Annotated in this window: 27 protein-coding genes and 1 pseudogene; 26 read left to right on the top strand and 2 right to left on the bottom strand. The window is 37.6% G+C overall.

The window, feature by feature from the left end:
* Positions 1 to 11: 11 nt before the first annotated feature.
* From KBU52_RS06805 to KBU52_RS06745, 13 genes are all read left to right on the top strand, one after another.
* Positions 12 to 1,700 carry an FtsK/SpoIIIE domain-containing protein gene (locus KBU52_RS06805; protein WP_254724738.1) on the top strand — a complete coding sequence of 563 codons (1,689 nt, stop codon included), beginning with the start codon at positions 12 to 14 and terminating at the stop codon, positions 1,698 to 1,700.
* A 207-nt stretch (positions 1,701 to 1,907) separates the two neighbouring features.
* Positions 1,908 to 3,140: a replication initiation factor domain-containing protein gene (locus tag KBU52_RS06800; protein ID WP_254724739.1), complete on the top strand. Its 1,233-nt coding sequence runs from the start codon at positions 1,908 to 1,910 to the stop codon at positions 3,138 to 3,140.
* 14 nt (positions 3,141 to 3,154) lie between these two features.
* Positions 3,155 to 3,388, top strand: coding sequence for a hypothetical protein (locus KBU52_RS06795; RefSeq protein ID WP_254724740.1), 234 nt, complete (start codon positions 3,155 to 3,157; stop codon positions 3,386 to 3,388).
* 1 nt (position 3,389) lies between these two features.
* Positions 3,390 to 3,947 (top strand): conjugal transfer protein, encoded by a 558-nt coding sequence (locus KBU52_RS06790; protein WP_254724741.1) that lies wholly within the window; start codon positions 3,390 to 3,392, stop codon positions 3,945 to 3,947.
* 10 nt (positions 3,948 to 3,957) lie between these two features.
* Entirely contained in the window at positions 3,958 to 4,953 is a 996-nt protein-coding gene (locus tag KBU52_RS06785) for a conjugal transfer protein (protein WP_254724742.1), read from the top strand.
* A gap of 9 nt (positions 4,954 to 4,962) precedes the next feature.
* On the top strand, positions 4,963 to 5,187 hold the full coding sequence (locus tag KBU52_RS06780; protein WP_001095596.1) for a TcpD family membrane protein: 225 nt from the start codon (positions 4,963 to 4,965) through the stop codon (positions 5,185 to 5,187).
* 2 nt (positions 5,188 to 5,189) lie between these two features.
* On the top strand, positions 5,190 to 5,600 hold the full coding sequence (locus tag KBU52_RS06775) for a conjugal transfer protein (RefSeq protein ID WP_049503699.1): 411 nt from the start codon (positions 5,190 to 5,192) through the stop codon (positions 5,598 to 5,600).
* A gap of 13 nt (positions 5,601 to 5,613) precedes the next feature.
* On the top strand, positions 5,614 to 8,118 hold the full coding sequence (locus KBU52_RS06770; protein WP_254724743.1) for an ATP-binding protein: 2,505 nt from the start codon (positions 5,614 to 5,616) through the stop codon (positions 8,116 to 8,118).
* An 11-nt stretch (positions 8,119 to 8,129) separates the two neighbouring features.
* Positions 8,130 to 10,013: a conjugal transfer protein gene (locus tag KBU52_RS06765; RefSeq protein ID WP_254724744.1), complete on the top strand. Its 1,884-nt coding sequence runs from the start codon at positions 8,130 to 8,132 to the stop codon at positions 10,011 to 10,013.
* Between the two features lies 1 nt (position 10,014).
* Positions 10,015 to 10,239, top strand: a complete 225-nt coding sequence (locus KBU52_RS06760; protein WP_254724745.1) for a hypothetical protein — start codon at positions 10,015 to 10,017, stop codon at positions 10,237 to 10,239.
* Between the two features lie 16 nt (positions 10,240 to 10,255).
* The gene (locus KBU52_RS06755; RefSeq protein ID WP_254724746.1) at positions 10,256 to 11,368 is read left to right on the top strand and encodes a CHAP domain-containing protein; all 1,113 of its coding nucleotides are present in this window, start codon (positions 10,256 to 10,258) and stop codon (positions 11,366 to 11,368) included.
* Positions 11,369 to 11,381: 13 nt separating this feature from the next.
* Positions 11,382 to 11,639, top strand: a complete 258-nt coding sequence (locus KBU52_RS06750) for a MerR family transcriptional regulator (protein WP_006149329.1) — start codon at positions 11,382 to 11,384, stop codon at positions 11,637 to 11,639.
* A 111-nt stretch (positions 11,640 to 11,750) separates the two neighbouring features.
* The gene (locus tag KBU52_RS06745; RefSeq protein ID WP_254724747.1) at positions 11,751 to 13,016 is read left to right on the top strand and encodes a site-specific integrase; all 1,266 of its coding nucleotides are present in this window, start codon (positions 11,751 to 11,753) and stop codon (positions 13,014 to 13,016) included.
* 181 nt (positions 13,017 to 13,197) lie between these two features.
* Here KBU52_RS06745 and KBU52_RS06740 read toward each other — a convergent pair.
* A pseudogene (locus KBU52_RS06740) lies at positions 13,198 to 13,383 on the bottom strand (FanG protein).
* A 28-nt stretch (positions 13,384 to 13,411) separates the two neighbouring features.
* On the opposite strand from KBU52_RS06740, the gene KBU52_RS06735 reads away from it, so the two are divergent.
* The 13 genes from KBU52_RS06735 (at position 13,412) to KBU52_RS06675 (ending at position 22,462) form a co-directional block, all read left to right on the top strand.
* Positions 13,412 to 14,026: a CadD family cadmium resistance transporter gene (locus tag KBU52_RS06735; RefSeq protein WP_301797083.1), complete on the top strand. Its 615-nt coding sequence runs from the start codon at positions 13,412 to 13,414 to the stop codon at positions 14,024 to 14,026.
* 11 nt (positions 14,027 to 14,037) lie between these two features.
* On the top strand, positions 14,038 to 14,376 hold the full coding sequence (gene cadX / locus KBU52_RS06730; RefSeq protein ID WP_225749960.1) for a Cd(II)/Zn(II)-sensing metalloregulatory transcriptional regulator CadX: 339 nt from the start codon (positions 14,038 to 14,040) through the stop codon (positions 14,374 to 14,376).
* A gap of 424 nt (positions 14,377 to 14,800) precedes the next feature.
* Positions 14,801 to 15,040: a GlsB/YeaQ/YmgE family stress response membrane protein gene (locus KBU52_RS06725; protein ID WP_006149342.1), complete on the top strand. Its 240-nt coding sequence runs from the start codon at positions 14,801 to 14,803 to the stop codon at positions 15,038 to 15,040.
* Between the two features lie 85 nt (positions 15,041 to 15,125).
* On the top strand, positions 15,126 to 15,689 hold the full coding sequence (amaP, locus tag KBU52_RS06720) for an alkaline shock response membrane anchor protein AmaP (protein ID WP_006149343.1): 564 nt from the start codon (positions 15,126 to 15,128) through the stop codon (positions 15,687 to 15,689).
* Positions 15,690 to 15,700: 11 nt separating this feature from the next.
* Entirely contained in the window at positions 15,701 to 15,871 is a 171-nt protein-coding gene (locus KBU52_RS06715) for a DUF2273 domain-containing protein (protein ID WP_004250679.1), read from the top strand.
* 11 nt (positions 15,872 to 15,882) lie between these two features.
* Positions 15,883 to 16,512 carry an Asp23/Gls24 family envelope stress response protein gene (locus KBU52_RS06710; RefSeq protein ID WP_254724862.1) on the top strand — a complete coding sequence of 210 codons (630 nt, stop codon included), beginning with the start codon at positions 15,883 to 15,885 and terminating at the stop codon, positions 16,510 to 16,512.
* A 36-nt stretch (positions 16,513 to 16,548) separates the two neighbouring features.
* A complete protein-coding gene (locus KBU52_RS06705; protein WP_254724861.1) occupies positions 16,549 to 16,755 on the top strand; it encodes a CsbD family protein in 207 nt (68 codons plus the stop codon).
* A 737-nt stretch (positions 16,756 to 17,492) separates the two neighbouring features.
* Complete coding sequence (locus KBU52_RS06700; protein WP_036756622.1) at positions 17,493 to 18,107, top strand: YesL family protein; 615 nt, start codon at positions 17,493 to 17,495, stop codon at positions 18,105 to 18,107.
* The gene (locus KBU52_RS06695) at positions 18,085 to 19,758 is read left to right on the top strand and encodes a sensor histidine kinase (protein ID WP_254724860.1); all 1,674 of its coding nucleotides are present in this window, start codon (positions 18,085 to 18,087) and stop codon (positions 19,756 to 19,758) included. Before KBU52_RS06700 ends, KBU52_RS06695 begins: the two co-directional genes overlap by 23 nt.
* A 2-nt stretch (positions 19,759 to 19,760) precedes the next feature.
* Positions 19,761 to 21,047, top strand: coding sequence for a response regulator transcription factor (locus KBU52_RS06690; protein WP_254724859.1), 1,287 nt, complete (start codon positions 19,761 to 19,763; stop codon positions 21,045 to 21,047).
* 61 nt (positions 21,048 to 21,108) lie between these two features.
* Positions 21,109 to 21,639, top strand: a complete 531-nt coding sequence (locus KBU52_RS06685; RefSeq protein WP_254724858.1) for an ABC transporter permease — start codon at positions 21,109 to 21,111, stop codon at positions 21,637 to 21,639.
* A 75-nt stretch (positions 21,640 to 21,714) separates the two neighbouring features.
* Positions 21,715 to 22,182 (top strand): class Ib ribonucleoside-diphosphate reductase assembly flavoprotein NrdI, encoded by a 468-nt coding sequence (nrdI, locus tag KBU52_RS06680; RefSeq protein WP_214262685.1) that lies wholly within the window; start codon positions 21,715 to 21,717, stop codon positions 22,180 to 22,182.
* A 70-nt stretch (positions 22,183 to 22,252) separates the two neighbouring features.
* Complete coding sequence (locus tag KBU52_RS06675) at positions 22,253 to 22,462, top strand: hypothetical protein (protein ID WP_004250709.1); 210 nt, start codon at positions 22,253 to 22,255, stop codon at positions 22,460 to 22,462.
* Between the two features lie 34 nt (positions 22,463 to 22,496).
* Here KBU52_RS06675 and KBU52_RS06670 read toward each other — a convergent pair whose 3' ends face one another.
* On the bottom strand, positions 22,497 to 22,745 hold the full coding sequence (locus KBU52_RS06670) for a MarR family transcriptional regulator (RefSeq protein ID WP_254724857.1): 249 nt from the start codon (positions 22,743 to 22,745) through the stop codon (positions 22,497 to 22,499).
* Positions 22,746 to 23,031 lie beyond the last annotated feature (286 nt).

Below are 23,031 nucleotides of genomic sequence, written 5' to 3'. Positions count from 1 at the left end.
GGTGATGCACTATGAAACTCTTTACCTATCGAGGAAAAAGAGTTCGAATTTTTCATCGTAAACTAAAGGGAATCACATGGTTTGTCTGGTGGTTTCCTTTTTTGTTGGCTATTAGTTACTACAGCTACTTACATTTAGAAGAATTAAAAGTCCATCCCTTACCTCAAGGATATTTTCTAGGAGCTGGGCTTCTCTTTTCTTTAATCTTCTCTTGGTTTATCAATCGGGTTTGCTACAGGAAGATGCTCTTTTTTCAAAAGCTCAATAGCCTTCGAATTCTTTCTCGCTTTTTGCTAGAGAATAACCTCTATCTAGTTAAAAAGGTCAGACGTGAAAACAAGATCATTGAAAAAATCACCTTACCTCAAGTGTATATCAAACAGTCTCGCTACAAGATTGAAGTGAGTTTCATTCTAGAAGGTAATAAATTTCAAGATCGCTTCCTCAACCTTGGAGCTACGCTTGAAGTCATGTTTAATGGAGATTTTCGAAATAAAACCTTTGATAACCGCTTTATCAAATATGAAATTGCTATTAATCGGATTGATAGTCGAATCACCATCGATGAAGTAAAAGTCAAGGGATCAAAACTCCAGCTCATGAAAGATGTATCTTGGGATTATATTGAAGAACCTCATCTTCTCATCGGTGGTGGAACTGGTGGAGGAAAAACCGTTGTTCTGATGACCATAATCTATGCACTAGCTAAAGTCGGCTTTGTCGATATCTGTGATCCAAAGAATTCTGACCTGGCTGGATTAAAGAAAATTCCAGTCTTTCATGGTCGGGTATATACTAGTAAGGAAGATATCATTAACTGTTTTAAAGAGAGTGTAGAGTTCATGGAAAAACGCTATGAACGGATGTCTACTTCGCCAAAATTCCAAGCTGGAAAGAACTTTACTCATTATGACATGAAACCAAAATTCATTCTAGTAGACGAGTGGGCAGCGCTTATGGCAAAGATCGATCGTGACTATAGCCAACAGTCAGAACTAATGGAATACCTCTCCCAGTTAGTTCTAGAAGGCCGTCAAGCTGGAGTCTTTATCATCTTTGCTATGCAACGGCCCGATGGTGAATTTATTAAAACTGCTCTTCGAGATAACTTTATGAAGCGTCTTTCCGTCGGTCATTTAGAATCAACAGGATATGACATGATGTTTGGAGATGCTAATAAGACCAAAGAGTTTAAAAAGTTGGATGAAATCAATGGAATCAAGGTCAAAGGACGGGGTTATATCGCAAACAACGGAGAACTGGCTGGTGAGTTTTTCTCTCCTTATGTACCGCTTGATCAAGGCTTTTCCTTCTATGATGCCTACTCTAACATTCCGATCATGGAGTTTGAAGGAGAAGAATTCTCAGTATTTGAAGAATATAAACCACCGGTTGAAACCATTGATCCTATAGAGGAAGAGGAGTCTATAGAAAACGAACCAAACAAACGACCACTCAAGGAATTTGCGGACGAACAAAATCTTAAAATGCCAACCTTACGCAAGATTATCTATCTCTTAACAGAACAAGGGATCATCTTTGAACGGACTGTATCCGCTATTCTAGTGGATCCTTTTCAAGAAAAACTTCTTCTTGAAATCCTCGCTCAATTTGAAGAGGGAGGACGCAGGTCTTATCCAAAAGCAGTTGAAGCGACGATTGTTCATCATGGGCTAGGACAAGGGCAAGGGCAAGCCTGACCGCAGGTCAGGCGCAGACCGTAGCCCGAAGTTTCTAGGCCATGATGAAACTTCAACCCCCGTTTTCTAATAGGGGGGTTACATTTGGCAAAAACGCCAAGTCCACCCCTCCTCATTCCTTATGGGAGTTGGGTTTTCAATTTTTATGAAGTGTGTCACTTTCGTCAAAAAAGTGTGTCACTTTGCTAGAAAGAGGTGTTGCGATGAATGGACAAAATTAGTCCTTTTCATATTAAGAATTTCAGAAAACAAACAGGACTGAATCAAAAAGAATTTGCACAAGCTGTTGATCTTCCTACACGAACCTACCGCTCTTATGAAACAGGCGAAAGAGGGCTAACGATTGATAAGTTTAGGGAACTAAAAGAAAGACTCGGTTACTATCAAGACTGCGATAAAAACAGACTTCGGGCTCAAATCGACTATCTACGATTGACCTTTCCTCGATTAAAAGATTTAGATGCTTTCTGTGAAAACTTTCTTCACTGCCACCTAAGTGAATTTACAGACCAAGAAACCCGTCTCATGAACTATACCCACTTGTGGCAACGAGGAAATATCTGGATTTTTGATTTCTTTGATAAGTCTGTGACTAATGACTACCAAACTTGTCTTCAACTATCCGGTCAAGGATGTCGTGAGCTGGAATTGCTTCTAGAAGACAAGGGGATCACTTGGCAGATCTTTCTTCAAAATATTCTTTATTCCTATGAAGATGTTCGGGTAAAGCGTCTCGATATCGCTTTAGATGAACTCTATAAGGGTTATGGTCACGAGGACGAACAAATTCAAATTCCCAAATTGATTGATAAACTCTATTCCAAAGAAATTGTTCTAGATACGATCAAGAAATGGAATATCACTGGTGGTGGATCATTTACAGATAATGAAGACATGGAAGCTAATCACGGCTTGTCCATTTATTTTGGGAGCCGTCAAAGTCAACTCTACTTCAACTTTTATGAAAAGCGCTATGAAATTGCTCGAATGGAAAACATCTCCTTGGACGAATCCTTGGAGATTTTTGGCATCTGGAATCGCTATGAACTCCGCTTTTCAGATCAGAAAGCTCAAGGCATTGTGGAGGAATACATCAATGGTGTAGATCTCGGAGAAATCGCAAGAGGCATCATCAATAAAGAAATCCAAGTCTATGATGGAGTTACTCGTTTTGGAGCCTATAAACCCGACGAAAAATGGCAACGGCTCTTTGGGGGTGTCGAACCCTTAAAACTCTCAACCAACCCACAACCATACAGTATTGAGCGAACCATTCGCTGGCTGACCTATCAAGTTGCTAACTCCCTTGCACTAGTCACTGAAGCAGATAAAATCCTGCAAACAGAATACATGAAGATGATTCAGAATAGCGGAGAGATCACTGATCGAGGAAAAGCCATGTTACGACTTCTCAAAGCCAATAAACACTATGAACACTAGAAAGGAAAAACTATATGGAATACAAAGTTCAAATCAATTCACTAGACAACTTTAAAGCTTGGTCTGGTGGACTAACCACCTTGAACACTGTCCGTGAACGTGGTGGAATAGATACTTTAACTGTTATATGTGAAGATATCTTCTCTGGTGATACGCCAACAGAAGGACAAATCAATGACTGGCTCTGGTTTGATTCAGATTTTATCTACCAAGCTCTAGGCTACGATGATCTGCTTGAGGCTTCTTGAGATGCTAAAGAAGATTTATCAAGCAGACTTTCTGCTTCTTCCAGAACAAGAATTCTGGCATTTGTACATTCTCTTACGAAAAGGCAAGGACTTCTACTATGAATGTGCAGGCAGATGTACAGAAGATCTTCCAGATAGTAGAGGGTTCTATAACTATGAACATGCCTGTTTCATGCTAGATGGTCAAGTGTTGAGCGTAAATAAAAAAATGCGTCCCTCACTCATTACTTATATCCAAAAGACCATCAAAGACAATCAAGAAACATTTAGAAAGGAAATTGAAATGGCCACTAAAACTATTTTTGAAAAGAAAGTTTCTCAAGTCACGAATGAACTGGGAGAATTACTGAAAAAGAAAGATCATAGAGAGGCTTGGACCAAGGCTGGAGAATTAAATAGTCTCCTAAAAAAAGAAGAAGCCAAAGACCTAAAACCTCAATTGATCGAACAACTCCAAACTGAGCTACGAGGCTACTATTACATTAACGGCGAGATCGAAAAAGCCAATAAGCGCCTCTATGCAAAAGGATCAAAGCTCATTGAGCTTGCTGGTCTCTAAAGGAGGATTTATGGATAAAGCTAAACGCTACTTGCTTCAAGCAAAAGAATATCTCTCACACTTCAAAAAGGTAGAGAAAAAAGGAGGCCCACCAAAGCTAAAAGTCACCAATAAAAAGACCGTCAATATCGCCGTCATAGGAGGAATTTCTTTCCTCCTTTTTGTTGGTTTCTTGGGATCTATCCGTGCTATCACACTCTCAAATAAGGTAGGTACACTACAAGCTCAAGTTGAGGCCACTCAAAAGCAACAGACAAAGCCTATGGAGTCGAGTAGAAAATATGACTACAAACTCCAGTATTACTTGAATGATTACGTATATGCTTATTTCACTCTTCCACAAGAAGGCGATAAACAAAAAGCTCAAGTTGACTACTTAAATAAATTTTACAATTTCATTCCTGATGTAAAATCTCAAGGGCAAGTTCGAAATCCTAGCACACTTCTCTATTCTCAGTTAGTGACTGTAGAAGGGAAAGTTGCGACCTATAAGGTTAAATACAAGGAAAGCATCCATCGGGATAACAACACAGAAGAAAAAGAAATTGTGACAGGTTTCAATATTCCTTTTGATGAAAAAGATGGGAAATATTATGTTTCTGGCCTTCCTTGGTTTTCTGCCATTGAATCCTCACAAGCTGGACACTTTAGCGAAGACGATAAGCTCCAACTCACTGCCAATGATCATTTTTCAGACAGCGAGCGAAAGAAAGTAGAGAAATTCCTCAAGGTCTTCTTTACCAACTACACCACAAGCCAAGATAATCTTAATCTGATTGCTAAGGATGTGGATATCATCGCAAATAGCACTTTCAAAACGATCGACTACACTTATCTCAAACAGGACGGTGATGATTTAATCGCTTATGTCCAAGCTACCTTTGAAGTTGGAGGTACCACTCACTCGGAAAACTTCACCTTTACTCTCTCAGAAAAAGAAAAGACCTACTATGTCTCAAAACTAGAACACACCATTCCACTGAATTATGCAAATGATAAAGAATAGGAGAACTCTATGAATACAAACAATCTACGAACCTTCCTTCAGGGTGATGGAATTTGGATCCTGACAGCTATTGCTGTGCTCTTAGCGATCAAGGCTTGGCGGAACAGCTCTTGGCTTCAACTCTTCTCTGTCGTTGGTTTCTATGCCGTTATTGTTTCAATTGCGAAAGGACAAGATATCCTAAAAGCAGTCGGCTGGTTCCTGCGACTCTTCGGTATTGAATCAGGACTCTAAGTATGAATGAAGAAAGACTTTATGATTACAGTAAGGGCCTAAATGCTCCTTATTGGATCCAAGAAATCAAGACAAAAAAGGGCACTCGACTATGGTACTTTGCGACACCCATGCAGTTGTCCTTTTTCATTGTTTTTATCATCGTCTTTGTGGCCATGTTACTCTTTGGAGGGTTTATCTTTGTGCCACTCGCAAAAATCACTCACTCAATTTCTCTCTTGCTCTATTGGTATCTCCCTTACAAATTGGCCAAGTTCTATACTGAATACGAGCCTCACGGTAAAAAGATGCACGTCTTTATTGGAGATTACCTGATTTACTTTTGGGACTTTAAGATCAATAAAAAAGCTATCTACCATGAAGATCGAATAGAGCCTGTAGAAGAAATTGTCTTTGAAAAAACAAATCTATAGAAAAGGAGGGCCTATGAGTATTACTTTAACTTATCCTATAAGGGAAACACATGAAAATCTAGCTCTCAAAAAAGATCAAACAGTCGTTGCTTATTATCGTATTCCAAACACTCCCATCACCATTACGGATGATGAAAAAAAGGGCAAACATAAAATTACGGTTGCTCAAATGATGAAGAAGCTCCAGAAAAACAAGTTCTTTGAAATATCTCTGATCCCTAAAGACTATCTCTTAGAAGAGAAAATGAGAGACTTTTCAGATGCTCTAGCAGATGACAGTCGTGAACTAGGAGAAGAACTTCTTCTCTACACAGTGGATCGCCTAACAGATGAAATGGAAATCCCTTATCAGTTTGACTGGGTCGTAGGAGTGACTTTACGCAAACAAAATCATGGAGCTACAGTAAAAGACTTGGCCTATGAGAGCTTTAATGAGTTCACTGAAAAGATCGCAAAGGGTCTTGGCTATGAATATGAATTATGTCCCACCTGGTATGAAGACTATAAAAGTGATGAATTCACCATTTTCCAAGCCTTCTCAGTTCTTCGGGCAAAGCGTTTATCCAATGAAGAACTCTTTTATTACCAGCGGATGCAATACCTCCGCTATATTCCTCACTACAAGAAGGAGGTGCTCGCCAATCGTGCTCAATTCAATATCACAGACACCTTGATCAAAGTCTTAAAAGGTGGCTTTCTCAAGTTAGAAAGCCCCTATGGTTCATCTTTTGTGACGATTCTTCCTGTAGGTAAATTTCCTGTTCAATTCAACGGTTTTCATCTTGGCGAATTTATCCAACGTTTGAACTTCCCCGTTGAACTACGAATCAAGGCAGAATTCATTGATACCGGTAAGATCAAAGGTCGAATGGGACGATCGAATACACGTTACAGAAACATCATGGAAGAGGCAGAAAATACTGATACTGTTCAACAAGACGAGATCATCATGGGCTCTATCTCCCTAAAGGACTTAATGAAGAAAGTCGGAAACAAGGAAGATATCATCGAATATGGAGCCTATCTGATTGTCTCTGCTTCTAGTGTGAACCAACTCCGTCAAAGACGGCAAGTGGTTTTGAACTACTTTGATGATATGGGCGTTGAAATCAGTGAGGCCTCTCAAGACGGACCTTATCTCTTTCAAGCCCTGCTCTATGGAGAAAACCTCCAAAAGAAAACTCGCACCTGGACACATATGGTCACAGCTCGTGGATTTTCAGAGCTCATGCCCTTCACCAATACCTCTTCTGGAAACCGTATCGGTTGGTATATCGGCCGAGTAGATAACTGGACAGGGCGTTGGGACAATATTGAGAAAGCTATTGATTCCTCAAAGAATATTGTCCTCTACAATGCGACAGTGGGAAATAAGGAAGATATCGCTGGAAAGATTACCAAGAACCCGCATATCATCATTACGGGTGCAACAGGACAAGGAAAATCCTTTCTCGCCCAGATCATCTTTTTAAGTGTGGCTTTACAAAATGTTAAAACCCTTTATATCGACCCTAAACGTGAACTTAGAAATCACTACCAAGAAGTGATTAACTCGCCTGAATTCGCACGTCTCTATCCTGAACGCAAGAAACAGATTGAGAACTTTAACTTTGTGACACTGGATAGCTCACTACCATCAAACCATGGAGTCTTAGATCCTATTGTCGTTCTAGATAAAGAACAAGCTGTAGAGGTCGCAAAAAACATGCTTGAGTTTTTACTACAAGCCGTAGATGATGTTACGATGGATCAGAAAACAGCTATCACAGAAGCTATTAATGCGATTGTAGAAAAACGGGTCGCTGGTGAGAGAGTCGGCTTTAAACATGTCCTAAAAGTGCTTAGAGACTCTACTTCCTCAGAAATTGCTTCGGTTGGTCGTTATCTGACTTCAATTGTCACAAACTCTATCTTGGAACTAGCCTTTTCAGATGGGACCACTCAAGGCCTTAACTATGAATCACGAGTGACCATCCTAGAGGTCAATAACCTCAAACTACCAAAGGATGATTCCACAAAAATTTCAGATCATGAACGCAACTCTATTGCCCTCATGTTTGCGCTGGGTGCCTTCTGTACCCACTTTGGAGAACGAAATGAAAATGAAGATACCATTGAGTTCTTTGACGAAGCATGGATTCTTATGAAGTCTGCAGAAGGAAAAGCCGTTATCAAAAATATGCGTCGGATTGGGCGCTCCAAAAATAATACCTTGGCACTGATTACGCAATCTGTACATGATGCAGAAAATGACGATGATACTACTGGATTCGGAACCATCTTTGCTTTTTATGAAAAGTCAGAACGAGAAGATATCCTAAAACACGTCAATCTCGAAGTCACTGAAAGCAATCTCGAATGGATTGACAATATGATTTCTGGCCAATGCCTGTACTATGACGTCTATGGCAATCTCAATATGATTTCCGTACACAACATCTTTGAAGATATTGATATGCTTCTAAAACCAATGAAAGCTACGGTATCATCAAGCCTTGAAAATAAATACGCTAGTTAGGAGGTGGATCCATGCAAGAAGCTTTTGACAAACTAAGAGGAGTCGATATCTTCTCTCTCAAGTCCTATATGGAGCCTACTGGGTTCGCTTCTTTTAACGGGGCTTGGGTTCTGATTAATGAGCTTTTCGTCAACTTCTTCTTTTTCATTCTAAACGCAGTGGTGGGCTTCTTTTCTTTGCTGATTCGAATTCTTGAAAAGATTGATCTCTACTCCAACTACAAGAACTATGTATTTAATGGAGCGATGAATATCTGGAAAGGATTCATCGGTTCAAGTTCTGGCGGAGTCGCAAAACAATCACTCGTTTCAATGTTGCTTCTGATTCTAGCGTTCTATCTCTTTTATCAATTTTTCTTTTCGAAAGGAGCTTTTTCAAGAACTCTCCTTCATGTCTTTTTAGTTCTTATCCTCGGTTTTGGTTATTTTGGAACAATCTCTGGAACATCAGGTGGTCTGTATCTACTTGATACTATCAACCATGTCTCTCAAGATGTCAGTAAACATATCACGAATATCAAGGTGGAGTATGGAAATAATAAATCCATTAAAATTGGCGATTCCATGGCAGATAGCTATATTGCAGAAACCTCTTATAAAGCTTATGTCTTTGTCAATACAGGGCAAGAGAATGGGAAATATAAGAATAGCCAAGATGGGAAACAAGAGACTTTTGACGATAGTAAGGTACTAGGAACGGGCGATAAAAATGGAAACTTTAAAGCGGTTAAGTCTAAAGATCGCAATAAATATCTAGATGAACTAGGAAATGGAGCCAATGATGATGGTGAAAAGAACCGGTGGGTTTCAGCTATGCCAGATTTCATCTTTACTCGCATGTTTTATGTCATCTTCAAAATCTGTGAAGCCTTCGTCTTAGCGATACCGGTTATTTTGATCCAAATGTTAAACGTTATTGCTCAGACACTCGTCCTGATGATGATCCTGCTTTTTCCAATTGTGCTACTAATGTCCTTTGTACCAAGAATGCAAGATTTGATTTTTGGAGTCTTGAAAGTCATGTTTGGTGGCTTGCTTTTCCCAGCCATCACAAGTCTATTAACTCTTTTAGTCTTCTACATTGAAAAAATGATCGAAAACATTGTCATTACAGGTTTTGATGGCATCCTTAAAACACTTCCATCTTTGATTATCTTCGGCCTTGTCTTTAAACTACTTATTTCAGTTGTATCAAAAGGACTTGTATACTTCCTTCTATGGAAATATAAAGCTGAGTTGATCCAATTCATTTTAGGATCTAAAGCACGTATGGTTGCGAATGATATTGGAAATAAAGTTGAAAAAGGGGTCACAAAGACCAGAGAGGTGGCTTCACAAGTACCGTCGAGAAGCCTTTCATCTGCTCAACACCTTGGAAACTTTGCCTTAGCAGGTGCTGGTTTTGGGGCTGGGATGATGATGAATGCCAAGAGTCACTTCCAAAATGTTGGTTCTTTCTTTACTAATAAGGAATCAGAGCACCAATCTGATGAGGTGCTCCCAGCAGAAACACTTGAGACTCCAATAAGACCAGATGCTCCAGAACCAAGCATTTCGAAAACAAAGCCAATGTTAGAAGGGATTAAATCAGTTGAAGAAAAAACATCAACTCCTTCAATGGAATCCCCAATCACGGTAGAGCCAACACCAAGTTCAAACGAAGAATTTCAAACTCTTAAAGAAGAATGGATTTCTCCATTTAAACAACTCCGCATTAATAGCATTGAGCATAAATTAGAGGAATATAAAGATCCTCAAGCAATGTACAAAGCCCAAGGATCGAATGCCTTCACTCGTGCTTATAGGAAAACCATGACACGAGACGATAAATTGAGAGCCAATATTGAACGAAGAGACCGATTAACAGAACGCTTAAAACAACTTAGAGGAGAATGATATGAATACCAAAATACGCTCAAGAACTTCTTTTACAAGAGTTCTTGAAGAAACTCTTTATCAAGCCTACCAAGAAGGAAAACGCTCAGTCGATTTCCTTCTTTTGTTTCCAGTCTCAGAACAAGAAAGAGACCAAATCATCCTACAAACAAAGTCCTATTCAGTCGTTTTAGATGCAAAATGGCGTTTTGGGACGGTTTTGTTCACTGCTTATATAAGACATTAACTAGAAAGGAGATTCGATGAAAAAACTAAAATGGTTTCTATTAGCTGGTCTCATTCCTCTCTTTCTACCGGTCCTCATTATCATTATCCTTATGGGGGCTGTCGGAGGTGGTGGAACGAATGGCTCACCCCAATCCCAAAATGGAGTGACTTATGCGGATCACTGGTCAGATGGAGATCCTTATACTCATAACTTACTTGTTCATCGCTTCGGTATCACAGCAGAGCAATTAGACGGCTTTTTAGATACGTTAGGAATCTCCTATGATAAAAACCGAATTAATGGGAAAAAGCTCCTCGAATGGGAAGCTAAATCTAATCTTGATGTCCGTGGAATCGTTGCGATCGCACTGAATGAAAGTTCCCTTGGAACTGCTGGAGTAGCCACTAATCCTGGAGCCAATATGTTTGGTTTTGGAGCTTATGACTCCAATCCAGAATATGCCAATAACTTTAATGATGAGATTGCTGTTGTCGGACTAACCCAACAAACCATCATTGGAAATAAAAACCAAACCTTCAAAATTCAAGATGACAAGGCTAAAAAGTTTGCGAATGGAACACTCAATCCAGCAACTGATGGTGGGGTCTATTTCACAGATACCACCGGATCAGGAAAAAGACGTGCAGAAACCATGCAAAAACTAGATACCTTCATCGATGAACATGGAGGAACACCAAAAGCACCTGAACAAACGACAGGAAAAACTAGAGATGGCGGAGGAGTAACTTCAAACGATATACCTGTAGGTTATAGTTTGACAACAGCTATTGATACCACAGGATATATCACTAGTACTTATCCTTGGGGACAATGTACCTGGTATGTCTTCAACCGTGGAAAACAAGTCGGAGTCAACTTTGATCCATTTATGGGAAATGGTGGACAATGGATGAATAAGCCAGGTTTCACAACAACCCATACACCAACAGAACACTCTGCTCTATCATTTAGCCCTGGACAAGCTGGAGCTGATCCAATATACGGACATATTTCATTTGTGGAGCAAGTCAAATCAGACGGTTCAATTCTCGTCTCTGAATGTAATGTGAAAGGATTGGGGATTATTAGTTACCGCACATTTGATGCGGAAACTGCCAAACAATTTACCTATGTTATTGGACATTAGAAAGGATAATTATATGGATACACTACAACAAGTAAAACTAGATAAAATTGAAAATCTTCTTCAAGTATTGGTGAACCTTCTCGACAAAAAAAGCAACTCCAATCACTTGGAAATTATAACTCAAAAAGAAGTTCTAAAAGAATTGAATATATCACCTAACACACTGAAGAGTTGGGAAAGAAAAGGACTAGCTCGTCTGGAGCCACCTATTGAAGGAACGAGAACAGTCTACTATAAACGGCATGACATCATTAAATTTCTATCAACTTAATAGTAAAGCAGGATTGCAACAAACAACTCACGAATATGCTAAAATAATATCATCTTAAAAGAAGGTGAGGGTCTTATTTTAGCCTTTTAAATATCCGAATCAAGAGGCGTTATGAATAAAGAAACCATTCAACACAACAATAAAAAAGTTATAAAAATTACCAAGCAGAACGGTGAAATAAGCTATTCAATCAAAGGTGTTTATATCGGAACAGACATTAAGACTGGTAAGCGAATTACAAGAACAATCACTGCTAAAACATTAAAAGCTCTAGATAGAAAAATTATTGAATCCAAAATTCAATTTGAAAAATCTGGGTCAACTACTAAAGAAACTATCCAAATCGGTAATTTTGAAAGTTTAGCTGAATTTTGGTTCAGCCATTTTAAAACTTGGGTATCTTCGCAAAATACATTAAACCGTGTTCGAGGGTACTTAGATACATACATCATTCCACAATTTGGCGATTATAGACCAGAGCAGATTGAAGCATCAGATATCCAATTATGGCTAAATCAATTAGCAAAAAAAGCCAAACAAGCAATTGAATCTGGGGAAAAACGTGCCCCGAAAGGCAGTGCAAAAGATTTTGGTGCAATGGCACATAAAATGAGTGATATTTTTGATTTTGGAATAACAAATTGCGGTTTGAAAAACAATCCTGCAAAGACAATCAAGATACCACCAAAACCCAAAGCCATTAAAGAACGCATCATGGTCCTTCATGATGAGGATTTAAAACTTTGGCTAGCTTACCTTGACACACTACCAAACACGAGAGCAAATCGTCGTTTTAAAATCATTTGTAATACATTACTGGCTTCAGCACTACGAATCAATGAACTATTAGCTTTAGAAATTACTGATCTTGATTTTGAAACTAATGAAATCATTGTCAATAAAACTTTAATGTGGAAAAGTGCTAATAAAAAATTGAACCAAAAAGGAGGGATCATTTGTAAAAATTCTCCTAAAACTGATGCCGGTAATCGTAGAGTTGCTGTTCCAATATCAACTTTAGAAGGACTAAGAGAATTTCATCAAGAAATGAGTCTCTACTTTGAAGAACATCATTTACCAAGATCCAAATTGATATTTCCAACGATTTATGGAAATTATATGTGTGATAGAAATGAGCGTGCAACTCTAAAAAAACGACTTATCGAATTAGGACTACCAAATTATGGGTTTCACCTATTCCGACATACACATGCCTCTATGATGCTCAATGCCGGAACTAACTGGAAAGAGCTACAACATAGGATGGGACATAAGTCTATTACCACAACTATGGATACATATGCTGAACTAGCACCAAAGAAAAAATTCGAAGCAGTTGATATTTTTCTGGATAAATTACAAGAACTCACGGATTAATACAATCACTACCTTTATCACTACCTTTTTACTTCAAAAGCCTGTACTCCTTGATTTGACAAGGATTACAGATTGATTATTTAACCCTTACAGAAGTGAAGTAAGCATTCAATACGAATTAATACATAAGAAAAACGCTGATTTCAAGCGTTTTTTCTTTTTTCAATTTCAATACATTTCACTATATTTCAGTCCAAACTCTACCTTTTTCTCTACCTTTTTTAGATAAATATATCATCTGGATATTGAAGTTAAGCCCTGCTATCATTTCGATGGCAGGGCTTTTTAATGTTTGCTACACTACCTTCTTATCTATATTTTGATGGAGCTGAAGTTGACATCTACAAAGTTTAATGTTAAAATACATTCAAAAGTATATTTGAATGAGGTGTTTTATGGTTCAAAATGTTGTTACTTCAATAATCCTGTATTCTGGGACAGCCGTAGACTTACTTATTATCCTAATGTTATTTTTTGCCAAAAGAAAAAGCAGAAAAGACATCATTAACATCTATTTAGGACAATTTCTAGGCTCTGTTAGTCTAATATTGCTAAGTTTACTTTTTGCATTTGTCTTAAATTATATTCCTAGTAAAGAGATTTTAGGTTTGCTCGGTTTGATTCCAATTTTCCTAGGGCTCAAAGTTTTGCTTTTAGGAGATTCTGATGGAGAAGCTATTGCAAAAGATGGTTTGCGCAAAGATAATAAAAACCTGATTTTTCTAGTCGCTATGATTACTTTTGCAAGTTGTGGTGCTGACAATATTGGTGTTTTTGTCCCATATTTTATTACCTTAAATTTAACGAATTTGATAGTGGCTTTACTTACCTTTCTAGTCATGATTTATCTCTTGGTTTTTTCTGCCCAAAAATTGGCACAAGTCCCTTCTGTTGGAGAAACTTTGGAGAAATATAGCAGATGGTTTATTGCCGTTGTTTATTTAGGATTGGGGATGTATATCCTGATTGAAAACAACAGCTTTGACATGCTAAGGACTGTGTTCGGCTAGGAGAAAAAATTATGAAAAAAGATAGTATCTGCCAAGTGGATGTTATTAATCAACAAAATGTTACAACCGCAACGAACTACCTTGAAAAGGAAAAAGTCCAAAAATCACTTCGTATTTTATCAAAGTTTACCGATAATAAACAGATAAATATCATCTTTTATCTCCTTGCTGTTGAAGAACTCTGTGTCTGTGATATAGCCTGTTTACTAAATCTCAGCATGGCATCTGCCTCCCACCATCTTCGTAAACTAGCCAATCAAAACGTCTTGGATACTAGAAGAGAGGGGAAAATTATATATTATTTTATAAAAGATGAGGAAATCAGAGATTTTTTTAATCAACTAGGATAACAACTATTTTTACTACTCTACCATTCACTCTACCTTTTATTATGTAGCATTCTAAAAACATTGATGTTCCAACGTTTCTAACAGCTAAAATAGAAATTATTTAATCTTTTTATAGAAGTGAAGTAAGCATTCAATACGAATCAATACATAAGAAAACGCTGATTTTAAGCGTTTTTTCTTTTTCCAATTTCAATGTATTGCAAAAAAATCAACCGAATGACTACATTTTTTGAGAAATAAATTAGATGTTCGGATATAGGGAAAACGCTCTAGTCATATTGTCTAGAGCGTTTTTGTGTTGTTTTAAAAAATAGACATTTTATTAAAGCATATATTCGTGAGCATATAATTTGAGCACGCTCTCATATTTTGATATACTATATTCAACCCAGATATATTGGGGTTATGAAAGGAGGCGCATATTATGTTATGGTCCATTATTGTAGGAGGCTTTATCGGCCTTGCAGCAGGGGCAATCACTAAAAAAGGTGGCTCAATGGGAGTAATTGCTAATATTTTTGCCGGTTTAATCGGTTCATCAGTAGGTCAATCACTCCTTGGTACTTGGGGACCTTCACTAGCTGGTATGGCTATCATTCCATCTATTGTTGGTGCAGTGATTGTAGTTTCTGTGGTATCGTTCTTTTTGGGTAAAAAAGGTTAATTTTTTACTTGAAAGCAGACTATAGCTTTTAATTTATAATGACGGGTAAAGTTATGGTTTGTTGCACTAATTGAAAGGATTTTATATGTCAAAATCAAAGAAAATAGTATTGTTTATTTTCTGTATTTTAATCTTGACAATTTTCCTTCCTATTTTGATAGATTACCACCAGGTTAGTGATTTAGGGATTCAATTGACTAGCTGGCGACAGACATCATTTGAATATTATCTCGCTAGATATGTGTTTTGGGGGCTTCTAGGCCTGTCTATCTTAGTTTTATTATGGATGTTAGTAATCCTGTTTTATCCTAGACAATATCTGGAAATAAAACTTGGAACTAAAGATGATAATTTAAAACTAAAAAATTCAGCTATTGAAGGGTTTGTTCGATGTTTATTGGATGAACACAAGATGGTCAAAAATCCCAAAATTCAGGTACATACTCGGAAAAAGAAATGTTTCGTTTATGTAGAAGGTACAGCTGTTCTTTCAGATAACATTGCTAACAAATTTGAAGTAGTTCAAAACGAAATCACTCAAGGATTGAAAGAATTCTTTGGTATTGATCGAGAGGTTAAACTGGAAGTTTCAGTGAAAGAATATGACCCTCAAAAAGCAGCTAAGAAAATTGTTAGTCGTGTAAAGTAAGGAAGTAAAAAATGGAATGGTTTAAAAAATATCAATACCCAATTCTATGTGGTGTAGTAGGTATTATTCTAGCCTGCTTCATCCTATCCTTCGGTTTCTTTAAAACATTGTTCGTTTTAATCTGTGGAGCCCTAGGAATTTGGTTGGGATACTATGTACAGAAGAATTATTTAAATAAATAAAGGAGTTTCATATGTCAAACGTAGAAAAAAATGTAAATGTAAATACTGAAAAAAAAGATGTTGTTGTTTCTAAAGATGTTCGCGGAGAATTAACTTACGAAGATAAAGTTATTCAAAAAATCATCGGTCTTTCACTAGATAGAGTCCCAGGGCTATTACATGTTGACGGTGGATTCTTCTCAAATCTTACTGAAAAAATTGTTAACACTAACGATGTAACACACGGTGTTAACGTTGAAGTTGGTAAAGAACAAGTAGCAGTTGACTTGAACGTTATCGTAGAGTACAGAAAAAATGTTCCAACTCTATACAAGGAAATCAAAGATGTTATCGTATCAGAAGTTGCGAAAATGACTGATCTAGAAGTAGTTGAAGTTAACGTTAATGTTGTTGACATCAAAACTAAAGAACAACATGAAGCAGACTCAGTTAGCCTTCAAGATCGTGTAACTGACGTGGCAGAATCAACAGGCGAGTTTGCGTCAGAACAATTGTCTAGAGTGAAATCTGGTATCGGTTCAGGTGTCGCAGCAGCACAAGAAAAACTTGGCGAAGGCGCTGAATTCGTTCAAGAAAAAGTTGGCCAAGGCGTTGACAATGTTAAAGACGCTGCAACCAAAGCAGAACCACGTGTTCACTAATTACTAATTTATAAAAAATAAAAGGAGGACATACTTATGTCTACAGAAGAAAAATTCAACCAAGCAGCAGGATCTGTTAAAGAAGGCGTTGGCAAATTGATCGGCGACAAAGAACTTGAAAGCGAAGGAGCTACTGAAAAAGTTGCTTCTAAAGTGAAAGAAGTCGCTGAAGATGCAAAAGACGCTATTGAAGGCGCTGTTGAAGGTGTTAAAAACATCTTTAAAAAAGACGACGCTAAATAATAAAATTTAGGTAATCTTGCTATTTTCCTTGAAAACACTCCCTAACTGGGGGTGTTTTTGTTATTTATTTTATCAATACACGTTTTATAGAGAAAAAAGAATACAGGACAAACAAATTCCTGTATTCTTAAAATAACTTAGAGCAGCTTTAACAAAACAGCGACTAATATGATTATAGTGCAAATTATTTTTCCGATTTTTTCATGTTGTTGAACAATTTTTCAGAGAAAAGAGTCAATATAAGCGCAACACCCATCAACGCAGTGCTTAAAGTTTGAGTAGTCATGGTACATACTCCTTTCGTTATTTTGTTAATCAAGCTTCTAAAATAACTTAGAACAGATATGATAATGATACGACTAACATGATTATAGCGCAAATTATTTTTACGATTTTTACATATTGTTGTTTGAACAATTTATCAGAGAAAAGACTCAAAATAAGAGCAATCCAAAACACGGTAGTTCTTAAAATAAAAATAGTCATGTCTCGTCCCCCTTTCGTTATTTTGTCAAACCAATAATTAAGTTGAATAGTAATTATCTAATTTTCAAACATATCCATCTGTCCTGGTAAAGCCTTTGTTCTTTGGTTATTAATCGGTTTCTCTATCTATCTTTATTATAGTACAAAGATCCTTATTAAACCGATAAATGTATTTATTTTTAGTGCTCCTATTTTTGAGAGCGCTTGAAATATGTTATAATAAAACTAGATTAAATTTTTGGAGGAAAACCGTGGGAAATTTCATTGAGCTAGTCTTTCATCGTTTCTTTTTGGGGATGATTGCGACGGCTTATTTTTGGTTATTGACACTAGCAGGAGGAGTGGTCTTTGGTATAGCACCCGCTAGTGCAACTCTCATGAGTTTATTTGCTGAAAACGGCTATTCTTACCGTGCTTATCGTTTCAAGGAAGCATGGGCTTTATTTAAGAGCAATTTTGTCAAAAGTAATCTCAGTTTCTACACCTTTATAGGGATTGACTTGATCTTGATTTATGGCTTGTATCTGATGATTCAGTTGCCAAACCAGACCATTATCCACTTGGCAGCAACATTTCTAAATATCTTTTTAGTAGCCTTGGTATTTTTGGCCTATACGGTATCTTTAAAGTTACAGGTTTACTTTGAATTGTCCTATAAAAACACCTTAAAGCTTGCCTTTATCGGAATTTTTATGAGTTTATCAGCAGTGGCCAAGGTTCTATTTGGTAGCGTCTTGTTAGCCATTATTGGTTTCTATATGCCAGCCCTCATCGCTTTTGTAGGTATTGGAATGTGGCATTTCTTTATTAGTGATTTATTGGAGCCTGTTTATGAAAGTATTCATGAAAAATTGGCAACCAAATAAGACCAAACAATTCCGCCTCCACTCACTCCTAAGAATCTATAGTCTGGTGATGATTATCATCATTTCCTGCTTTGCTCTCTTGATTTCTTATGCAGACTGGGATATGCGTGAAAGGGAAGCCAATCGTGTTGGTCAGCGTGTTCTCGCTCGAACAGTCGATGAGGTTGAATACTATTATCGAGAGTCAACCCGCCTAGCCCAGAGTTTAGTGGATAATCAAGCTCGGATTGAAGGAATTTACAAGTATTTTAGCCTCAGTACGCCGGATTATTTTTACTGGCAGTTAGAACGCAAGGCGTCACCCTATATTTCCGTTTCCATTTATGAAAATATCGATGATATTTACGTGCGAAACGATTTTGTGACAGGTATTTCGATTGTTCTACAGGATTCAACAGACGTATTTGTTTCCAAAAGAGGAAACAGAGGTGGACAGAAAATTCCAGCTGAGAGCTTTAAACCGGATGCTAATAGTTTCGCTGTTCCAGTGTCTGATCCCATCTCGGACCAGGCTCTAGGTGTCATTTATATTTCCGTAGAACCAGAAGTCCTCTATAAAGCGATTGACAACACTAGGGGAACAATTCCTGTAGCAGTAACAGTCATTGCACCATATGAAACAGATATGTTCTATATTGGAGCGAAGGGAACGAATGAGTCTTGGTTGGTAGGAACAACTGCCCATGGTTATCAAGTTCGAGTAGCTGTACCAAAGGATTATGTTTGGAGTGGGACTTTAGCGAGTTCAGCACTTATTTTAGGTTTGAGCACCCTCTTTATCATCATTTTATATATGACCTTAAGAAGGACTTTTTCTGACTATCAAAGTCAGGTTGTGGACTTGGTGGACTCTATCCAAGCTATTACTAAGGGAGAGCAGACCAAGAGAATCGACACAGATAAAAAGGACCAGGAATTGCTACTAATTGCTGAGTCGACAAATGATATGCTGGATCGACTAGAAAGTAATATTCACGATATTTATCAACTGGAACTCAATCAAAAAGATGCCAACATGCGAGCCTTACAAGCTCAAATTAATCCGCATTTCATGTACAATACTCTGGAATTTTTGCGGATGTACGCGGTGATGGAAAATCAAAATGAACTAGCAGATATCATCTATGAGTTCAGTAGTCTCCTACGCAATAATATCTCTGACGAACGAGAAACGACCCTCAAACAAGAAGTGGAGTTTTGTCGGAAGTACAGTTATCTCTGTATGGTTCGCTATCCAAAATCCATTGCCTACGGATTTAAGATTGACCCTGAATTGGAAGAAATGCGTATTCCAAAGTTCACCCTCCAACCGTTAGTGGAAAATTATTTTGCCCATGGAGTTGATCACAGAAGAACAGATAATGTTATCAGTATCAAGGCTTTGAAAAAAGATGGCTATGTCGAAATCTTAGTAACCGATAATGGTCGTGGGATGTCTGCTGAAAAACTAGCAGAAATTCAAGCTAAACTGGCTCAAAGAACCTTTGAACACACAGCAGATTATAAGGGGCAACGACAGTCTATTGGGATTGTTAATATCCACGAACGCTTTGTGCTCTACTTTGGAGACCGCTATAACATCAATGTAGAATCAGCTGAACAAAAAGGCGTTCAATATAGAATCACCATTCAGGATGAAGAGAAAGGATAAACATGTATAAAGTACTATTAGTTGACGATGAGTACATGATTACAGAAGGACTTAAGCGTTTGATCCCTTTTGAAAAATGGGATATGGAAGTCGTTGCAACAGCCAATCATGCTGACGACGCTTTGGACTATGTTCGAGAACATCCCGTAGATATCGTCATTTCTGATGTCAACATGCCTGGCAAGACAGGACTTGAAATGATTGGGGAAATGAAGGAACTCTTGCCAGAGGCTTACTATATCCTTCTTTCCGGCTATCAAGAATTTGACTATGTCAAGAAAGCCATGAACCTCAATGTTGTAGATTATCTTGTCAAACCAGTTGATAAGGTTGAACTGGAGCATTTACTTGAGAAAATCCTTGGTCAGCTTCGTGAGAAAGTGCATGAACCAGAAATGTTGAGCCAAAAGTTAGACGACGAAGCATTTAAAGCACACCTGTCTCAAAAAGAAAACTGGTGGATTGGACTCTCCCAAGAGAAACAAGGGGATTTTGTCATTCCTTACTATGTTTTAGGTCAGGACTGGCAGATTGTGATTGCAACCCAGAAATTCGATGGTTTACTCGTTATGCCTTTTGAGTCACCTTATCAGGCAAACTTTGAAAAATGGAAATTTGACGTTGAAAAAGCACTCTTCTATGGAACTGTAAACCTCGATCAATCTGAGAGTCTCTTTTCTTATTATGAACCCATTTATCGAGTTATTATCCAAGGAAATCTTCAGCAGATTATCGAAGAGTTGAATTTGCTTGAGAAGATTGTCTTAGAAAATACACCGAGGGTGTCCATTACCAAGCAACTCTTTACTCAGTTTGTGATGGATGTCTTCCACCTCTTTGAGCATCTGAAAGCAGATGATATGACAGATATTGTCAAAAGAATTCATGCCATCACAAACTTTGAAGATTTAGTGGCTTATACCAAGGAAACTTTGACGTCCTTCTTTGGCCAATACCGCATGAATGAGAATGTTGTCAGTGTACTCGAAGTCATTGGTAGAGACTACAAAAAAGAACTTTCTCTCAAGGATATCAGCAAGGATCTCTTTATCAATCCTGTGTATTTAGGTCAGTTAATCAAGAAGGAAACCAATTCAACCTTTGCTGAGCTTCTCAATAAGCAACGGATTAAGGCAGCCCAGCAACTCTTGCTGTCTACAAACGATAGTATTGAGGATATTTGCTATACGGTTGGTTATAGTAATGTAGGGTATTTCTACAAGGTCTTTCGAAAACTATGTGGAAAGTCTCCGAAGGCCTACCGCAAGCAGATTGAAGTCACCCTCTAACTTTTGTCATCCATCTTAAAATATGCTATAATAAATTCAAAAATATGAGGAGGTTACTTTTATGAAAAAGAAACCAATCTATCTATGGGTTTTATTGGTCTTATCAGCGATTAGTTCAGCCTTGGCAGTAGTTGGAATATTCACTCCAGTACCTAGTAAGGACGCCCTTCGTGCTAGTCAAGAAAATGTTGGGACACTTAGTGCTCAACAAATAGAAGATGCTGTTAACTATGCCCACCAAGTGTCAGAGTCATCTCACTCTATTTTTAACACGATACTCATTATTCTATCTGCTATCCTAGTTGTAGTAGCCTTTGTTTTCTTAATTCGTAAGAACCTGCAGTTGGCAAACTACACTTATGTTGGATATGCCTTGCTAGCTATTGTTGGACTAGTCCATGACAATATGAATCTACAAGATGCTATGCAATTGATTAAAGATGACACCCTACGTTTAGGAATGGAAGTCATGTCAAAAGTAACCACTATCATATTCATCGTCATCAATGTTATCTTTTTGGGAATCGTCTTCTATAAAATATGGCGTCAGCAAAAAGAATTAACAGAATCTCAAGAGGAAGAACTCGCCTAAGAGTTGACAAAGGATAACTATCAAGATACAATCTTGGTAGTTATTTTTTTGGATTCGAGAAAGAGGGAGGAAAAGATGAAAAAAATTTCCTTAGTTTATATCAGTCTAAGTGGCAACACGGAGAGTTTTGTAACACGTTTGAAAGCTTATTTGTTGGAGCAATATGCGAATATTGATGTGGAAAAAATTCATATTAAAGACTTGGTCAAGGATGGAGAAGACTTCTTTGAAATGACCAACCCATATGTGGCTTTTCTACCGACTTACCTCGAAGGTGGCAATGGAGTTGACAATGGAGATGTGGAAATCTTGACCACTCCAGTAGGTGACTTTATCGCATATGGTGATAATGCTAGCAAGTGTTTTGGTGTCGTAGGATCGGGTAACCGCAATTTTAACAACCAATACTGTTTGACCGCCAAGCAATACAGCCAGCGCTTTGGTTTTCCAGTCCTAGCTGACTTTGAAATGCGCGGAATGCTAGGAGATATCAAAAAGGTTGCTGGGATTATTGCTGAACTTTATGAACTTGAATCCTTGTAAGAGGATAGAGATGCTGGGCTAGATTTTTATCCCATGGTTCATAGAATTATTTCAAAAGAGAACAGTTCAAATGAGTAAATTACAGAGATCATTTTTAAAGTATATAAAACGCAAACCAAGCTTCAAGGATATTATGCTATGCAGTGCCTTGCTACTATTAGCGATTGCTCTGCTACTGTTCTCTGAGAAAATTTTTGATGAAAATGTAGCACCAGTTGGAACCATGGTATCCTTAGGGATTGTTATCCTGGTAGGAATCTTAGCTGTCAGAAATAAATAAAAAGACTCGAGAAATGTCATCTCGAGTCTTTTTGTTAGTTGCGAATTTCGTCAACGATTTCTTTTGCAATTGGAATTCCTAAACGGTAACCTTTGTTGATGTAGTCAATGACATCATTGATATTTTCTATCGTTTGGATTTTCTCTTTGATAGTTGCACGAAAATCTGGATCTTTCAATAGTTGGTCCTGAAGCAGTCTTTGAAGTTTCTCTTTTTCATATTTGTTGACAAGAAAGAGAAAAAGAAGACTGATAACAACTAGAATATAAGCATACTGGCTCATAAAAATTCTCCCTAGGTGATAAAGAAGTAAGTGGTTAGATAAAAGTAAAGTTTTTTATTTTTCGAGTGATAATACTGTAAGCGCCTAGCTACTTGTTATTAATTAGTAAGACGTTTAGGTAAATCGCCTCATTACGACGTCGTGGCCCCTAAATCGATTATATTTAGGGGACATGACTAGTGAAGCAGTTAGCTAGTCTGCATAAAAGCGGCTAGCGTCTAACAATTATGAATTTTAGTTACAGTAACTTGAAGATTACGACGTCTTTCGGTAGAAATCGATAATA

Origin of the sequence: Streptococcus sp. 9.1(2021) (assembly GCF_030466425.1) — a bacterium.
GTDB lineage: Bacteria > Bacillota > Bacilli > Lactobacillales > Streptococcaceae > Streptococcus > Streptococcus wuxiensis.
Note: the sequence above shows the minus strand (reverse complement) of the source record. Positions and strands in the feature narration are given on the sequence as shown.

Bases quoted from the DNA above. Each gene is read 5' to 3' on its own strand.
- KBU52_RS06805 (WP_254724738.1), top strand. From the start codon at position 12: ATGAAACTCTTTACCTATCGAGGAAAAAGAGTTCGAATTTTTCATCGT.
- KBU52_RS06800 (WP_254724739.1), top strand. From the start codon at position 1,908: ATGGACAAAATTAGTCCTTTTCATATTAAGAATTTCAGAAAACAAACA.
- KBU52_RS06795 (WP_254724740.1), top strand. From the start codon at position 3,155: ATGGAATACAAAGTTCAAATCAATTCACTAGACAACTTTAAAGCTTGG.
- KBU52_RS06790 (WP_254724741.1), top strand. From the start codon at position 3,390: ATGCTAAAGAAGATTTATCAAGCAGACTTTCTGCTTCTTCCAGAACAA.
- KBU52_RS06785 (WP_254724742.1), top strand. From the start codon at position 3,958: ATGGATAAAGCTAAACGCTACTTGCTTCAAGCAAAAGAATATCTCTCA.
- KBU52_RS06780 (WP_001095596.1), top strand. From the start codon at position 4,963: ATGAATACAAACAATCTACGAACCTTCCTTCAGGGTGATGGAATTTGG.
- KBU52_RS06775 (WP_049503699.1), top strand. From the start codon at position 5,190: ATGAATGAAGAAAGACTTTATGATTACAGTAAGGGCCTAAATGCTCCT.
- KBU52_RS06770 (WP_254724743.1), top strand. From the start codon at position 5,614: ATGAGTATTACTTTAACTTATCCTATAAGGGAAACACATGAAAATCTA.
- KBU52_RS06765 (WP_254724744.1), top strand. From the start codon at position 8,130: ATGCAAGAAGCTTTTGACAAACTAAGAGGAGTCGATATCTTCTCTCTC.
- KBU52_RS06760 (WP_254724745.1), top strand. From the start codon at position 10,015: ATGAATACCAAAATACGCTCAAGAACTTCTTTTACAAGAGTTCTTGAA.
- KBU52_RS06755 (WP_254724746.1), top strand. From the start codon at position 10,256: ATGAAAAAACTAAAATGGTTTCTATTAGCTGGTCTCATTCCTCTCTTT.
- KBU52_RS06750 (WP_006149329.1), top strand. From the start codon at position 11,382: ATGGATACACTACAACAAGTAAAACTAGATAAAATTGAAAATCTTCTT.
- KBU52_RS06745 (WP_254724747.1), top strand. From the start codon at position 11,751: ATGAATAAAGAAACCATTCAACACAACAATAAAAAAGTTATAAAAATT.
- KBU52_RS06735 (WP_301797083.1), top strand. From the start codon at position 13,412: ATGGTTCAAAATGTTGTTACTTCAATAATCCTGTATTCTGGGACAGCC.
- cadX (WP_225749960.1), top strand. From the start codon at position 14,038: ATGAAAAAAGATAGTATCTGCCAAGTGGATGTTATTAATCAACAAAAT.
- KBU52_RS06725 (WP_006149342.1), top strand. From the start codon at position 14,801: ATGTTATGGTCCATTATTGTAGGAGGCTTTATCGGCCTTGCAGCAGGG.
- amaP (WP_006149343.1), top strand. From the start codon at position 15,126: ATGTCAAAATCAAAGAAAATAGTATTGTTTATTTTCTGTATTTTAATC.
- KBU52_RS06715 (WP_004250679.1), top strand. From the start codon at position 15,701: ATGGAATGGTTTAAAAAATATCAATACCCAATTCTATGTGGTGTAGTA.
- KBU52_RS06710 (WP_254724862.1), top strand. From the start codon at position 15,883: ATGTCAAACGTAGAAAAAAATGTAAATGTAAATACTGAAAAAAAAGAT.
- KBU52_RS06705 (WP_254724861.1), top strand. From the start codon at position 16,549: ATGTCTACAGAAGAAAAATTCAACCAAGCAGCAGGATCTGTTAAAGAA.
- KBU52_RS06695 (WP_254724860.1), top strand. From the start codon at position 18,085: ATGAAAAATTGGCAACCAAATAAGACCAAACAATTCCGCCTCCACTCA.
- KBU52_RS06690 (WP_254724859.1), top strand. From the start codon at position 19,761: ATGTATAAAGTACTATTAGTTGACGATGAGTACATGATTACAGAAGGA.
- KBU52_RS06685 (WP_254724858.1), top strand. From the start codon at position 21,109: ATGAAAAAGAAACCAATCTATCTATGGGTTTTATTGGTCTTATCAGCG.
- nrdI (WP_214262685.1), top strand. From the start codon at position 21,715: ATGAAAAAAATTTCCTTAGTTTATATCAGTCTAAGTGGCAACACGGAG.
- KBU52_RS06675 (WP_004250709.1), top strand. From the start codon at position 22,253: ATGAGTAAATTACAGAGATCATTTTTAAAGTATATAAAACGCAAACCA.
- KBU52_RS06670 (WP_254724857.1), bottom strand. From the start codon at position 22,745: ATGAGCCAGTATGCTTATATTCTAGTTGTTATCAGTCTTCTTTTTCTC.